The following is a 14,709-nucleotide window of genomic DNA, read 5'->3' on the forward strand; positions in this document are numbered from 1 at the left end:
AAATTACTTAGATTCTCACCATTTCGTTTTTAAGAATGGATTTATCTTCATCGTCAACTACCATTACGTGAGTAGCACATGATAAACATGGGTCGTATGCTCTGATTACATGTGGACCAAACTCGTGATGGAATCCTTCAGTTGCAGGACCCATGGTTGGAATGTTCCAAGTAGTTGGTACAATTGCAGAGTAAAATTTAATTTTACCTTCAACAACTTTTGCCATGTGAGCATTGGTTCCTCTAGGACCTTCGATAATACCGAATCCGAGTTCACCAGTACCTCTTTTATCATAACTTACATTTGCAGGAGCAGCAGGATCAATTGCGTCTAAAGCTTCCATACATGCATCGTAGTTTTTCAACATTTCGTCAGCACGAGCTACATGTTGAGCAATGACACCTTTATCTTTAAATCCTTGGAATTTTTCCATTCTTGCTCTAGGACCAGTTTCGACATTTTCACCATTAATTAATGGAATTACAGAACATCCTCTTTTACCAACTTCAGGGTCATCATACCAAGCTTCAGGTAAAACTTCAGAAAATGCATCCATATCAAAGTCGTTTACACCATAAGTTGGGTGAACTGCCATTAATGGTTGATTTACTACACCTAATTCAGCAGGAATGCCTAACTTTTCAGCACTTTCAGCAACACAGTTTTTGATTAATTCAATGTGTTCTTCAAGTTTTGGTTTAAATGCAGTCATTCTTTCGATTAATCTTTCTTTAGTGAATGGAGTAATGTTTCTAGCCATTCCACCTACTCTTACATCAGATGGGTGGATACCTTCACCAGCACACATTTCTACAACATATTGTACTGTTTTTCTTACTTCACTGACACTGTCGACAGCAGCAGCGAATAAATTTTCTGGCACAAAGTCTGTTGCAACTAAGAAGTGGTGAATTGCTGCACTGTTAATGTTATGTGCTGCTAAAGTAGCTCTTCTTAACTGTTTAGCTGCTTCAGGAATTTCAATACCTAATGCCATGTCAATAGCTTCAGCGGATGCTAAAGTATGTGGAATTGGACATACTCCACAGATTCTTTGACATAAAACAGGTGCGGTTTCAGGAGCTTTGCTAAGAACCATCTTCTCTAAACCCCTTACAGGAGTTATACTAAAATACATACCTTTTGTAACTATCCCTTCATCGTCAACTTCCATGACAAGCTCGGCATGGCCCTCTTGACGAGTTGTAGGGGATATAACTACTCTATCTTTCAAATATGTCACCTCAATTATTAGCAATTAGAAACTAACATTAATTATATTTATACATTATTATTAATAAGTTATGCCACAAAAATATAATCGAAATATATATAAGAAATAAAAAACTAAATTTAAATATTATACATAGTAATATAATTTAAAGGAGGGAAAAAATTGGATAAAGCAAACATCATAATTTCTATAATTGTCGTGTTATGCGTTGCAGCAGCTGTAGCAGCATATGGAATAACAAATAGTGATAATCCAATATTCTCCGACTTATCAAGTATGTCTGGTGACAATGGCGATGGCGATGGACTTGGAAACAATACCACTTCCGGAGATGATGGAAGTGGAGACTCAAGTGGTACCGATGGATCTGGAAGCGGGTCCGGAACCGGAAGCGGTTCAGGCTCAGGCTCAGGAAGTGGATCCGGGTCAGGAGGCGGTTCAGGCTCAGGTGGATCTGGAACCGGTTCTAACACACACTTATCAACTTCCCAAGCACAAAGCATTGCAAACAGTGCTGTTGGAGAACCAGGATGTCATGCCGGAAGAGTATCATACTCTGGTGGATACTGGTATGCAAAAGTCTATGATTCAGATGGCAATGTTGTAAGTGGCCTCAGAATTAGTGATGCCACAGGCCATGTTGATGAATGGTAAGGATTAAATTTAATCCTTTTTTTATTTTTTTTAATGAATATAGATAAATATATATAACAAAAAAAATATATTTATTATTGTTGTATATGAAGGGCCCGTAGCCTAGCAGGATAGGGCGTCGGACTTCTAATCCGAAGGTCCCGGGTTCAAATCCCGGCGGGTCCGCTTTCAATACATAAAAAACTTTTTTTATTGCAATTTCATCTATTTAACGTTATGGGCTTGTAGCCTAGTCTGGAAGGGCGTAAGACTCCTAATCTTAAGATCGAGGGTTCAAATCCCTCCAAGTCCGTATTTATTTTTTTTAAAAATTATCCAAAGTAGTAATTTTAGCTTCTTTTGGCTTTTCTAACTTACCACTGAAAGAAATTTCCCCATATTTACCTCCACCACCAGGAATAACATCAATAGAGTTATTTCTAAAAGATTCAATAGCTGAAGCTATATTGGAGTCGATTTTAGATATTTCACCAATTGGAACCTCGATTAAAACATCTATTTCCGTGCCGAAATTATCAATTAATTTTTGCCATCTGCCCTGAACCGTTTTGGTCGTGACGCCTTTGCCATATACTGTTGAAATCAATTCGGCAAGAGGCATTAGATGAACATATTCCGGCCTGAATTCAGGATGCATAGGTTGCGAATAATCAGCAATTTCAGAAATCCTAAAGTCAACACCCTTTTTGATAGTTCCTCCGCAGCTGCATTTCATTTTATTTTCCCTAGCAACAATAGGGTCAACCAACTTATAGCAATTTGTGCATGCAGTCATGTGATATTTGCCCAAATTCGGAACCAATCCGTAATTCGCCTTAATATCATTGTGTTTGATCGCCTTTTTAATTGATGAAAATGAAACATCCTCAAGTTCAACTTGATTAAATTCCCTTCCCAACCTATGGGGCCATGGGGAGTGCGCATCGGAATTAGTGAGAAAAGGAAAGTCTTCAAGTTCGCTGACAGTATCTGCCATGAATGTGTCTGCAGATAATCCAAGCTCTACAAAATCTGGCTTTTTTTCATAACAATCATAAATACTATCAAACGATTTATACATTCCAGTCCATGGCGTGAAAGCATGAGCGGGACCAATTAAGCAATCATAATCATGTGCCAACTCCAAAAGCTCAGCACCATCCAAACGTGTTTTAGGCCTCCCGTCAATATTCTTATTTTTTGAAGGCAGCTTTTCAGACAACTCCCTTGCAATATCCATATCCGGAATGATAATTACATGATGGATTCTGTTTTTGCCTTCGACTTCTGTTGTCAAAACAAAATCCATATCATCAAAAGTATAAATTCCATCACCTGAATAGGATGTGGTCTCTTCAATTATGTCCAACCAACCGGGATGGAATGCATCTCCAGTTCCTAAAAGGTTCAAACCTTTTAATTTAGACTTTGGAGCCATATTCTTAATTAGCATGTCCTTTGATGATGCCATCGAAAAACAGCTGTGAACATGAAAATCAGCATTTACCAACATGATTAAATGTTAGAACGTGGCATTATATTAAATTATCCAATATCTTTTTAACATCAAAAACATCACATTTATCCTTATTCGGATATAAATCAACATTTAAATTATCCAAATTAGAATCATCGGACATCTCATTTAGATTTTTTAAAAAATAGTTAGTTTTATCAATCAAATCTATTATCCGTTTTTGATTGGTCGGATAAGACAATTTCAATACTGGAATGTTCAAATCATGAAGTATCTTCAAGGACAGGCTGTGTGCATTATTGCATGCGTTACTTCCAAACAAGATTAAATCGTTTAACGTATTGTATATCGGTTTGTGATTCTTTGGCCGTTTTCCGATTACAATGGCCGCATCCGCCTCATTAATGACTTTAGAAAATAAGATTAATCTTGATTTAACGCCTGAAGGCATTTCACTGGAGCAATACTCACTAATTATATTATCAAAAACCAAATTGCCTTCACAGATATCCATATTATCATATTTGGAAAAATTTGAAGGCGACAAATAATTGTGTCCATTTTTTTCAATCAATGGAATGACAATCATGGACGCATCTGGAACAACTACAACGTTCATGTAAAAAAAAAGTAAAATAAATATATTGAAATCATCCAATATATCTTAAATCATCAGCATTTCCTGCATTGGCTTTATTTATTAAATCTTGTTCCATTTGTTGAGCTTTAGCAATCATTTGTCTAGTTTCTTCAGCTCTTTCCTCTAATTTATCGACATTAATCTCAAAATTAAGCAAAACGGACAATTTATTCAATATCGCTTCAGCAGATTCGGCATCAATAAAGTAGCCTGGAGTTTCACCCATTAGACAAGACCCAGGTATTTGCTGGCGAACACCTAAACCTAAAAACAATCCGGAAGCTCCAACAATGCCTCCATCATTAGCCCTAAGTTCGATTCCGGCTTCTTTCAATAATTCAGCATTTGCTTCATCAGTTGCAGCACCAAAAACCTTAGGATTTTCAGGAGCCTGGCCTGTAACCATTCCGCCTAATGTGTAGATTCTACCAATGCCATAACCTTTAACAAACTCCAAAATATCTTTACATACCAAGTATTGACCTTCTGGGGATAAAGATTGGGTATTTCCAACAAGAATGATTAAATCCAAATTTTCTTCACCAACATCTTTTAGGTAATATAACTCATTGATCATATTTTCTATTATCCCTTCATCTTTAACAATGACTTGCGGAGGGAAAGTCGGAGAATAAATTTCAGCAAATTTTACAGCTCCCAATTCATCTATAATATGATCAGCAGCTAATTTGCCAACATGTCCAAGACCAGGTAATGCCTCTATAAAAATAGGATTGTCTAATTCGATGTTATCTTCTAAAACTGTTATTTCTGTAGTTTTCATATCCCATTACTCCTTCATTGATTCTTTTTTCAATATTCTGCGATATTTACCATACTTATCCTCAATTGAAAATTTAGGAGGATAGATTACCTTAAGCTTTCCGCCACATTTAGGGCAAGCATCCTTTAAAGTATAAATACCGCATTCAGGACATTTATTCATTTTCATATTCATAAGAATCTAATTAATTATCTAATTCTCTTAAAAATGAACCATTTCCATCAGATTCTTCGACGACTGCAATGCATCTATCGGCAGCAGCTTTAAGAGCTTTTTCCGCCAAGATATAATCAGTAGATTTTACGGTAATTCTATACCTCGGTGCACCGACGCATTGAACCTTAATTTCTTCCTCGTCATCACCATTATCTTCAGCAGCTTTCAAAGCATCGATAATAACTTCCACACCATTAGGTACAAAAGTTTCAATATCTACATAACCACTGATGTGAACTTCAGGGGGAGTGATATTTTTCTTAGCCACTTCGGTAATAGCTTCAGCCCAATCCTGTGGAATTCCTTCTTCAGTAAGTGATTCAGCACCTTCATCAGCAGCTGTTTCAAAAGCACCGTAAACATCCCCAAAGATGTCCATGAGTTCATAACCTACTTCATCATAAGCAACGTCCAAATCTTTATCTAATGATTTAGCAGCTAATTCTAAGAATTTTTCAGCTTTTTGCTCAATTTTCCAATGTTGGATTTTTTTAGTTCTTTGATCTTCACGGATTCTTTTCAAGGAAGCATCAACATGCCCCTTTTTAGGATTTACTCTGAGAACACGACAAACGATTTTCTGGTTTTCCCTTACATGATCTCTGATATTTTTAACCCAACCAGAAGATACTTCAGAAATATGAATAAAAGCTTCTTTGCCCTGATATTCTTCTAATTTAGCAAAAGCCCCATAATTAAGAACTTTATAAACTGTACCTACAATAAGTTCTCCTTCATCAGGCCATTCTTGACTTTTTCTCACCATACTCTCACCAACATTAATAAAAAATTATAAAAAATAGTAAAAAATAAGTTTAAAACTAGAAATCTAGTTTAAAACTTTTTCAATGTGTGCAGTGATTTTAGCTTTAGCACCGCGAGATTTGACAAGGGTTTTACCACAAATAATACATTTTACATCAGATGCTGCACGATCGAATATTATTTGTTCATTGTCACAATCTAAACATTTAACTTTTAAAAAGTTTCCTCTACCTTTACTAACCATGTTAATCACCTATTTAGCTACAAATTCAGGTTTTCCTGTTCTGAAAGATTGTTTGATGTGAGATTTGCCACATTCTTTACATTTAAGTCTTAAGTCTAATTTTTTAACTGGCTTGTTTCCAGCAGGTAAAGGTCTTGGATAACCTCTGTAACCAGCAGTTACACGTCTGAATTGTCTTTGTCCCCAAGTTAACTCACTAGCTTTCCTTTTTTTAGCAGTGTGAACCTCATGTACTGTATGTTTTTTACAATGAGGACAGTATGTTCTTTTTTCTTTTGGTATTTTCATTTTTCCACCGTTCTTTACACTAAAAAGTGTTTAATTAATAAATCATTGTAAATCTATTCATAAATTTATCTAAACGGAAGTTTTATTAAAAAACGTTAGAGATTAAAACTGCTTTGTAACGCATCAAGTCTACAAACAGCAAAAATCCAAATTATATAAAATATAATTTTTTAGTATCACAAATAGATATGCTCTTTATTTATGTTTAATAAGTTATATAAAGTTAATGGAAAAATAGCTAAATTTTCACTTGACGGCCTTTTCGATTTTTGAAAAATATTTTTGCATTTACCATCGGCAATGTTACCAAATCCTGAGGTCTGAACGGACCGTAAACCTTCTCATCAACGCCCACAATAGGACCGATGTCATCAAAAACCAACATGGTAACCAATTCAGTATCCTTGGCTATCCTTTTAGATTCCAAATCATAAAACTCATTGTTTTCCTTGAATGCATTAGGATTTTCCTCCAAATTAGTTTCTTTAGGCTTGGAAATATCGTTTGGTTTGGTTTTGGAGTCGATAATCTGTTTTTCTATTGGTTCCCTCTTCTCATCAACAAGAACCTTGGCATTAGTAATCTCATCCAACCTGTCCAATACCTCATCATTCTTTGGAGTCTCCTTAGGCGGTATCAAAGTATTCTTTTGAACTTGCTTGATTTCCACATCGCCAGAGGCCTCATCATCATCGGATAATTTTTCTAAGGAAATATTCCCCCGATGGTTTCTTAAAGTTTCAATTAAGGAATAATAAAATTTTTCCTCTTCAGGGGTTAAATTTAGTGGAGTCGTATCAACCAAATCAAATTCAGGCTTGCCTGTGAAAAGATGGTATGACCTATGAATATTGACTACTGCCGCTTCGGTGATTTTCTTTTCACGTCTTTCACAAATCTCGGTTGCAATAATCTGAGCCTGCTTAAGTATTCCGTGAACATTTGAAAATGGGTCTTCAATGGCCTGCCTTTTTAAGTCATCCAAATACTCGTGAATCTTATTGTAAAAAGTTTCCTCAACACGAGCTAGAGTACCGTTATTTCTTTCCTTTTTCTGAATTTTACGTAATTCCTGATAAAACTGATCCACTTAATACCATCTCTAAAATATGATTTAAAAAGAAAAAAAAGTAAACAAATGAAATTATTCATCTGTTTCTAATCTAGGAGCAAGCAAGAAACTTAGTTTACCATCGCCAGTAACCATATTAAGGGTTAAACTTAATGGCATGTCAGTACCTAAACCAATTTCAGCTTCCTCTGAAAATTTGTCTGCCTTAAGCATTTCTCTAATTTTATCCAATGAGAATAAAGATTTTGCATGTTCATTGATGTTTTCCCCATGGAGATATTTGATGCTTGCATCACCAAATTCACCATCAGCGGATGCAATAAAGTAATCTTCATCCACTTGGAAAGCAATTTTATCTGAAAAGATATCAATATCGTTGATACAATCTTTTAAGATGGAGAAACGTACTTTAAATGAAGTTGGATGATCGATTTGAGGTGGAACAGGGTTATCGTATTCCATATCAATCAATCTTATTTTGAAAGTTCTTGTTGCATCACCTTCAAAAGTAATGATGAAATTACCTTCATCTACAGACATCAAAACTCTGTCCTGTGATTTAGCACGTTTGAGAACTCTCATGAATTCATCAGTGTCAATATTGATTTTTTCAGGAACATCACAAAGATACTCATCAAATAAACTAGCTTTGAGTTCCAAATGTACGAAAGTTATATGACTACGGTCTAAGGCATCCAGTCTCATGCCTTCACTATCAGTTTGAATTTGTACTTCATCAACGATTGATGAAATAGCATCAAAACTTGTTTTTAATATACTAGAATCACTTAATTCTGCTTTAAACATAAATAATCCTCTAATCAATAATATTTCTATATTTATTTTTTATTATATAATAAGTTTATCTTTTTTTAAAATTATTCATTGGCAGCCTTTTTCATACTTGAAACATAATCCATCAAAGGGCCTTTAGCGTCTTCGCCATTCTCTTCTATGATTTTTACAATTGCGCTTCCAACAATAACCCCATCGGCAATTTTACCAATTTGAGAAGCCTGCTCCGGAGTATTTATTCCAAAACCAACAGCCAATGGCAAATCAGTGACATCGCGAATGTCGCTTATTATTGCATTCAGGTCCGTTTTAATCTCAGAACGCATCCCAGTAACACCTAGAGAGGATACGATATAAATAAAACCGCTTGCATCGCTTGCAATTTTTTGAATTCTTTCCTTGGAAGTTGGAGCAATCAGAGAAATCACATCCACACCATTTCTCTTAGCGATTTCATCGATTTCACCCTTTTCCTCATAAGGCAAATCGGGTGATATTATCCCATCAACACCCAATTCTGCGCATTTTTTAAAGAATTCCTCATAACCGTAAAAGAAAACCGGATTGATGTATGTCAAAAATACTAAAGGAATATCAGTCTTTAATCTAACCTGCCTTATGATATCAAACACATCATCGGTTGTGGTATTGTGCTTTAAAGCCCTTACATTAGCATCCTGTATAACTACTCCTTCAGCCATAGGGTCTGAAAATGGAATGCCTATCTCTATTAAGTCACATCCCGCTTCTTCCATTGCTAAAATATATTCAACTGTCTTTTCAACAGTAGGATCTCCTGCAGTTAAAAAACCGATGAATGCTTTTCCATCTTTAAATGCATTAGCTATTTTACTCATTCAACTCAACTCCCCTGTATTCTGCAATTGATCTAACATCCTTGTCTCCCCTTCCTGAAAGACAAATCATAATAATATCATCCTTATCCATTTCTGGAGCAATTTTCATTGCATATGCAACCGCATGAGCACTTTCAATAGCCGGAATAATTCCTTCCATTCTTGATAAATATTCAAAGGCTTCAACAGCCTCTTCATCATTAATCGGAACATATTCCGCCCTTCCTATATCCCTTAAGTATGCGTGTTCCGGACCAACACCCGGATAGTCAAGACCTGCTGAAACAGAATATACCGGAGCAATTTGACCATAATCTCCTTGGTTAAATATTGATTTCATGCCATGAAATATTCCAATCTCCCCATTGGTTAAAGCTGCCGCATTATATGGGGTATCAACGCCTTTACCTCCAGCTTCACATCCTATTAATCTGACATCCTCATCTTCTATGAAATTATAAAATGCCCCCATTGCATTGCTTCCACCACCGACACATGCAATAACTGCAGTAGGCAGTTTTCCTTCAATGTCTAAAAATTGTTGGCGAGCCTCCTTACTGATAACGGCTTGAAAATCACGGACAATCATAGGGAATGGATGCGGTCCCATTGTAGAACCAATTACATAATTCGTATCATGAACACGAGCAATCCAATCTCTAAATGCATCATTAACCGCATCTTTCAGTGTTTTCGTTCCCGATTTAACAGAATGCACCTTAGCACCAAGCAATTCCATCCTATAAACATTCAATGCTTGTCTTTGTGTATCCACTTCCCCCATAAATACTTCACATTCCATATCTAAAAGTGCAGCGGCAGTTGCAGTTGCAACACCATGTTGGCCTGCACCAGTTTCAGCTATCACTCTTGTTTTCCCCATCTTTTTAGCAAGCAATACCTGGCCTAAAACATTATTAATCTTATGAGCTCCAGTATGGTTTAAATCTTCACGTTTTAAATAAATCTTTGCTCCACCTAAATCCTCAGTCATTCGTTTTGCATAGTATAACAAGGAAGGCCTTCCGGCATATTCCTTCAATAAAGTATTCAACTCATCTACAAACTCGGGGTCGTCCATGTAATGATAATATTGCTCTTCCAAATATAACAGTTCATTCATTAATGTTTCGGATATGTATTGGCCCCCATACTCACCATATCTTCCTTTACTCAATTTATTACCTCCATAATCTCTTTAATTTTACCTTCATCTTTAAATCCGTCAGTTTCAAGGCTGGAACTTAAATCAATAGCATAAGGATTAAATTCTAAAATTGCTTCCCTGACATTAAGAGAATTAATTCCTCCTGCTAAAAAAAACTCTTTTTTTAAGTCTTTTCTGATTAAACGCCAATCAAAGGTTTTACCACTGCCTTTACCACTATCTAAAAGTAAATAATCAGCTAATGAATCATCATATTTTAACAAATCATTATTTTCCGCCATTTCAATAGCTTTAATAATTTTTAGTTCATTATCAGTTCTTTCTTTTAAAATATTAATATACTCCTCACTTTCATTGCCATGAAGCTGAGCAATTTCTATAGTCTTCGCATTAAATAACTCTAAAATTTCATCAATGCCTGCATTTACAAAAACGCCTACTGAAACTATATCTGAACTTAAATTGCTTTTTAAATCTGCAGCAAGCTCATGTGAAACTTGTCTTTTTGAATTAGCAAATACGAACCCAATGTAATCCGGTTTATACTTATTCACGATATCAATATCTTCAAAACGCCTGATTCCACAGATTTTAATCTTAACCATTTTTCAACTCCAAAATCATAGCCTTCTTATCATCGCATTTCATTAAAGTTTCGCCAATTAAAACTGCATCGACATCATTTTCTTTTAATTTCCTAACATCTTCCGGTGTTTTAATCCCACTTTCAGAAATAAATATGACATCTCCACTTACACATCTACGTAGGCTAATACTATTTTCAATGTCTACAGTGAAATCATTCAAGTTCCTATTATTCACGCCTATTATTTCAGCACCTACATTCAAAGCTGTCCTAATTTCATCACCATCATGTGTTTCAACGATAGCAGAAAGACCCAAATCATGAGCCAAATCCAAAAATTTCTTCAATTCTACAATGGACAATATAGAAACAATCAATAATACACAAGAAGCTCCCAATAATTTAGCTTCCCAAATCATGTACTCGTCAATTACAAAATCTTTTCTCAAAATTGGAATGTTCACATTCTGTGCGATTTCTTTCAAATAATCATCAGATCCTTTGAAAAAGTAGGGTTCTGTCAAAACGGAAATCGCTGATGCCCCTGCATTTTCATATTCCTTTGCAATGTTCACATAATCAAAATCTTCAGCGATTAATCCCTTTGAGGGAGAAGCCCTTTTAACTTCCGCAATAATGGAAATCTCATTTTCACTTAATGCCTTTTTAAAAGGGAAATCTTGAGTAATTTCCAATTGTTTGACTTCTTCCTTAAGTTCCTCAAGAGACTTATTCTTTTTTGACTGTGATACCCTTTCTTTAGTTTTATCAACAATTTCTTCCAACATGATAATCAACTATTTGTAATTTCAATAAATTTTTCCAATTGCTTTAAGGCTTTTCCAGAGTCAATTAGCTCTTCTGCCAATTCAACACCTTCGCGTAAAGAATCTACTTTTCCAGCGGAATATAATCCTGCAGCTGAATTTAATAAAACAGCATTTCTTTTAGGACCCTTTTCACCATTTAAAATTGACAATGTTATTTTTGCATTCTCCTTTGCATCTCCACCAACAAGATCCTCTTTTGATGCCAGTTCCATGCCGAAATATTCCGGTGAAATTTCATAAGACATTATATTGCCATCCTTAAGTTCGCAAACTGCAGTTTTATCGCTGACTGAAATTTCATCCATTCCATCCAAACCATAAACAGTCAATGAAGATTTAACACCCAAATTCTTTAAAACTTCAGTCAATGGTTCTACAAGTTCCTTTTCATAAACTCCCAATACCTGCATTGTTGCTCCGGCAGGGCTTGTTAAAGGCCCCAATATATTAAATATTGTTCTGATTGACAATTCCTTACGGACCCCCGCAACATACTTCATGGCCAAATGATAATTTTGAGCAAACAAGAAACATAAATTGATTTCCTTTAAACATCTTAAGCTTTTTTCAGGTTCAATGTAAATATTAACACCCAATTCTTCCAATACATCAGCAGCACCGCATTTACTTGATGCAGACCTATTTCCATGTTTTGCTACAGGAACTCCTGCTGATGAAATGACAATTGATGATGTGGTGGATATGTTAAATGTGTTTGAACCGTCACCACCTGTCCCGACAATTTCCAAAACTTCCTCGTCGTTCAATAATCTTACACAATGAGCCCTCATTGCTTCAGCGGAAGCTGTTATCTCTTCAATTGTTTCTCCTTTCATTGACATTGCAGTTAAATATGCACTCATCTGGACTTCGCTTGCTTCGCCACTCATGATTTCATCCATAGTCTGATAGGCTTCATCATAAGTTAAATTTTCATGTTTGTACACTTTTAAAATAGCTTCTTTAATCATAAAATCCCTTTATCTACTTTTTCTAAAAAATTACTGATAATAGTTAATCCATCTGGAGTTAAAATTGATTCAGGATGAAATTGAAGTCCATAAATATTGTAATCTTTATGTTTAACCGCCATGACTTCCCCATCATCTTTCGCTTTTGATATTATCTCCAAACAATCTGGAATAGTGTCCTTTAATAAACTTAAGGAATGATATCTGCCAACAGTTATCTCACTTGGCAATCCTTTAAATATAAAATCATAATCGAGAGAAATTTTTGAAGATTTGCCGTGCATTAATCTTTTTGCATGAGACACTGTGCCTCCAAAGGCTTCACAGATTGCCTGGTGGCCTAAACAAACCCCAAGAATAGGAATTTTATCGCAAAATTCCTTTACGACATCAATGCAAATTCCAGCATTTTCCGGCCTTCCAGGACCGGGAGATAAAATTATTGCATCCGGGTTTAAACGAGAGATTTCGCCAAGAGTTATTTTATCATTTCTAAAAACAGCAAGGTCATCATCAACCTCTCCGATTAATTGGAACAGATTATATGAAAAACTGTCATAGTTATCAATTAAAAGAATCATTCTATCCCCCCATCTGCAATTTCTAATGCATTTATAACGGCGGCCGCCTTATTTAAGCTTTCATCAAATTCAGTTTCAGGCACACTATCAGCAACAATGCCTGCCCCAGAACGGATGAAAACTTTATTTTTCCTTGCAAAAGCTATCCTAATAGAAATGCATGTGTCAATATTTCCGCTTAAATCAACGTATCCAATAGCTCCACCATATATGCCTCTCTTATTATTTTCAAGCTCATTTATAATTTCACAGGCTCTTATTTTTGGAGCTCCAGACAATGTTCCTGCAGGGAGAATTGAATCGATTGCTACAAGGGAATCCAAATCGCCTCTTAGAGTGCCGCTAACTGTAGACCCAATATGCATCACATGTGAAAATCTCTCTACAGACAGGTACTTGTCAACATTGACAGAGCCTATTTCAGATATTCTTCCAATATCGTTTCGTCCCAAATCAACCAACATGTTATGTTCAGCCAATTCCTTTTCGTCTGCAAGCAATTCCTTTTCGAGTTCCAAATCCTCCTCTTCGGTCTTTCCACGAGGCCTTGTTCCTGCAAGGGGGAAAGTATACAATTTTCTATCAGTTAATTTTACTAAAGTTTCAGGAGAAGCACCGGCTATTTCAATATCATCGCTTGAGAAATAGAACATGTATGGAGAAGGATTTGTAGTCCTTAAAACCCTATATGTATCAAATAAACTCCCTGAAATATCCGCTTCAATCCTATTTGATAAAACAACCTGGAAAATGTCTCCCTCCTTAATGTAATTTTTGGCTTTTGAAACCATGCCGCAATATTTTTCTTTTGAAAATGCTGGTTTAAAATCTGATTTTAATTTTAATGGCTCGATTTCGGCTTTTTTGCCATTTTTAATTAAATCTGCTAAATTCCTTAAGTCTTCACAAGCCTTTTCATAATTGTTTTCCAAATCATCAGTTTTCATGTTTGAAATTAAGATAATCTTTTGCTTGAAATTGTCAAAGGCTATGACCTTATCAAACAACATTATATCAATGTCTTTGAACTGATCCTGGTTTTCAGCATCCAAGTTTAATGAAGGTTCAGCGTATTTTATATAATCATAAGCAAAATAGCCGACAAAACCTCCTGTAAATGGAGGCAAGTAATCCAGTTTTGGAGATTTGTTCAATTTAATCAAATCCCTAATGATTTCGCTTGGATTATCTGTTCCAATGACGATTTCATCATCAGTTAATCTCTCAAATTTATCGTCACCTTTAATGTGAACAACACCGTTTTGACATGTGAACTCCAACACAGGATTAAAGCCTAAAAAACTGTATCTTCCCCATTTTTCGACATCTTCAATACTTTCCAATAAGTAACAGTGCTTGCTTGTTGCTTTTAAAACTCTTAAAACTTCTATAGGAGTGGCCATATCTGAAAACAATTCACAGAATATGGGAATCCTCTTATACTCTTCATTTTTTGATATATTTTTTACTTCTTCTAAACTTGGGGAAAACATATAATCACATTATTCTAATTCTAATAGTATATAGTATAATGTACTATTTAAAACCTTGTTGTAACTTTTTGTACA

At 35.4% G+C, this 14,709-nt stretch carries 18 protein-coding genes and 2 tRNA genes; 3 read left to right on the forward strand and 17 right to left on the reverse strand.

Features of this window, described 5'->3' with window-relative positions:
• Window positions 1–7 precede the first annotated feature (7 nt).
• Entirely contained in the window at window positions 8–1,234 is a 1,227-nt protein-coding gene (gene frhA, locus IJE64_RS09345) for a coenzyme F420 hydrogenase subunit alpha (protein ID WP_292785146.1), read from the reverse strand.
• A 162-nt stretch (window positions 1,235–1,396) separates the two neighbouring features.
• Between frhA and IJE64_RS09350 the strand changes: the two genes are divergently transcribed.
• The 3 genes from IJE64_RS09350 (at window position 1,397) to IJE64_RS09360 (ending at window position 2,180) form a co-directional block, all read left to right on the forward strand.
• The gene (locus IJE64_RS09350) at window positions 1,397–1,888 is read left to right on the forward strand and encodes an endoglucanase (protein WP_292785148.1); all 492 of its coding nucleotides are present in this window, start codon (window positions 1,397–1,399) and stop codon (window positions 1,886–1,888) included.
• A 91-nt stretch (window positions 1,889–1,979) separates the two neighbouring features.
• A tRNA-Arg gene (locus IJE64_RS09355) sits at window positions 1,980–2,053 on the forward strand.
• A gap of 53 nt (window positions 2,054–2,106) precedes the next feature.
• Window positions 2,107–2,180: transfer RNA gene (locus IJE64_RS09360), tRNA-Arg, on the forward strand.
• Between the two features lie 12 nt (window positions 2,181–2,192).
• Here IJE64_RS09360 and IJE64_RS09365 read toward each other — a convergent pair.
• The 16 genes from IJE64_RS09365 to trpE form a co-directional block, all read right to left on the reverse strand.
• Window positions 2,193–3,380 (reverse strand): TIGR00375 family protein, encoded by a 1,188-nt coding sequence (locus IJE64_RS09365; protein WP_292785150.1) that lies wholly within the window; start codon window positions 3,378–3,380, stop codon window positions 2,193–2,195.
• A 22-nt stretch (window positions 3,381–3,402) separates the two neighbouring features.
• Window positions 3,403–3,963 carry a DUF2112 family protein gene (locus IJE64_RS09370; RefSeq protein WP_292785152.1) on the reverse strand — a complete coding sequence of 187 codons (561 nt, stop codon included), beginning with the start codon at window positions 3,961–3,963 and terminating at the stop codon, window positions 3,403–3,405.
• 31 nt (window positions 3,964–3,994) lie between these two features.
• Window positions 3,995–4,768: a proteasome assembly chaperone family protein gene (locus IJE64_RS09375; RefSeq protein ID WP_292785154.1), complete on the reverse strand. Its 774-nt coding sequence runs from the start codon at window positions 4,766–4,768 to the stop codon at window positions 3,995–3,997.
• Between the two features lie 6 nt (window positions 4,769–4,774).
• Entirely contained in the window at window positions 4,775–4,942 is a 168-nt protein-coding gene (locus IJE64_RS09380) for an RNA-protein complex protein Nop10 (protein ID WP_292785157.1), read from the reverse strand.
• 10 nt (window positions 4,943–4,952) lie between these two features.
• Complete coding sequence (locus IJE64_RS09385) at window positions 4,953–5,750, reverse strand: translation initiation factor IF-2 subunit alpha (RefSeq protein WP_292785159.1); 798 nt, start codon at window positions 5,748–5,750, stop codon at window positions 4,953–4,955.
• A 63-nt stretch (window positions 5,751–5,813) separates the two neighbouring features.
• A complete protein-coding gene (locus IJE64_RS09390; RefSeq protein WP_042691937.1) occupies window positions 5,814–5,993 on the reverse strand; it encodes a 30S ribosomal protein S27e in 180 nt (59 codons plus the stop codon).
• 9 nt (window positions 5,994–6,002) lie between these two features.
• On the reverse strand, window positions 6,003–6,281 hold the full coding sequence (locus IJE64_RS09395) for a 50S ribosomal protein L44e (RefSeq protein WP_178786115.1): 279 nt from the start codon (window positions 6,279–6,281) through the stop codon (window positions 6,003–6,005).
• Window positions 6,282–6,519: 238 nt separating this feature from the next.
• On the reverse strand, window positions 6,520–7,371 hold the full coding sequence (locus tag IJE64_RS09400; RefSeq protein WP_292785161.1) for a hypothetical protein: 852 nt from the start codon (window positions 7,369–7,371) through the stop codon (window positions 6,520–6,522).
• Between the two features lie 54 nt (window positions 7,372–7,425).
• A complete protein-coding gene (gene pcn, locus IJE64_RS09405) occupies window positions 7,426–8,160 on the reverse strand; it encodes a proliferating cell nuclear antigen (pcna) (RefSeq protein WP_292785163.1) in 735 nt (244 codons plus the stop codon).
• 71 nt (window positions 8,161–8,231) lie between these two features.
• Complete coding sequence (trpA, locus tag IJE64_RS09410) at window positions 8,232–9,005, reverse strand: tryptophan synthase subunit alpha (RefSeq protein ID WP_292785165.1); 774 nt, start codon at window positions 9,003–9,005, stop codon at window positions 8,232–8,234.
• On the reverse strand, window positions 8,998–10,182 hold the full coding sequence (gene trpB / locus IJE64_RS09415) for a tryptophan synthase subunit beta (protein WP_292785167.1): 1,185 nt from the start codon (window positions 10,180–10,182) through the stop codon (window positions 8,998–9,000). The genes trpA and trpB overlap by 8 nt, the downstream gene beginning before the upstream one ends.
• On the reverse strand, window positions 10,179–10,778 hold the full coding sequence (locus IJE64_RS09420; RefSeq protein ID WP_292785169.1) for a phosphoribosylanthranilate isomerase: 600 nt from the start codon (window positions 10,776–10,778) through the stop codon (window positions 10,179–10,181). The genes trpB and IJE64_RS09420 overlap by 4 nt, the downstream gene beginning before the upstream one ends.
• Entirely contained in the window at window positions 10,771–11,547 is a 777-nt protein-coding gene (gene trpC / locus IJE64_RS09425; protein WP_292785171.1) for an indole-3-glycerol phosphate synthase TrpC, read from the reverse strand. The genes IJE64_RS09420 and trpC overlap by 8 nt, the downstream gene beginning before the upstream one ends.
• A 5-nt stretch (window positions 11,548–11,552) precedes the next feature.
• Entirely contained in the window at window positions 11,553–12,560 is a 1,008-nt protein-coding gene (gene trpD / locus IJE64_RS09430) for an anthranilate phosphoribosyltransferase (protein ID WP_292785173.1), read from the reverse strand.
• Complete coding sequence (locus tag IJE64_RS09435; protein WP_292785175.1) at window positions 12,557–13,141, reverse strand: aminodeoxychorismate/anthranilate synthase component II; 585 nt, start codon at window positions 13,139–13,141, stop codon at window positions 12,557–12,559. The genes trpD and IJE64_RS09435 overlap by 4 nt, the downstream gene beginning before the upstream one ends.
• Window positions 13,138–14,634 (reverse strand): anthranilate synthase component I, encoded by a 1,497-nt coding sequence (gene trpE, locus IJE64_RS09440; protein ID WP_292785177.1) that lies wholly within the window; start codon window positions 14,632–14,634, stop codon window positions 13,138–13,140. Before trpE ends, IJE64_RS09435 begins: the two co-directional genes overlap by 4 nt.
• Between the last annotated feature and the right edge of the window lie 75 nt (window positions 14,635–14,709).

This window comes from Methanobrevibacter sp. (genome assembly GCF_017409525.1).
Lineage (GTDB): Archaea > Methanobacteriota > Methanobacteria > Methanobacteriales > Methanobacteriaceae > Methanocatella.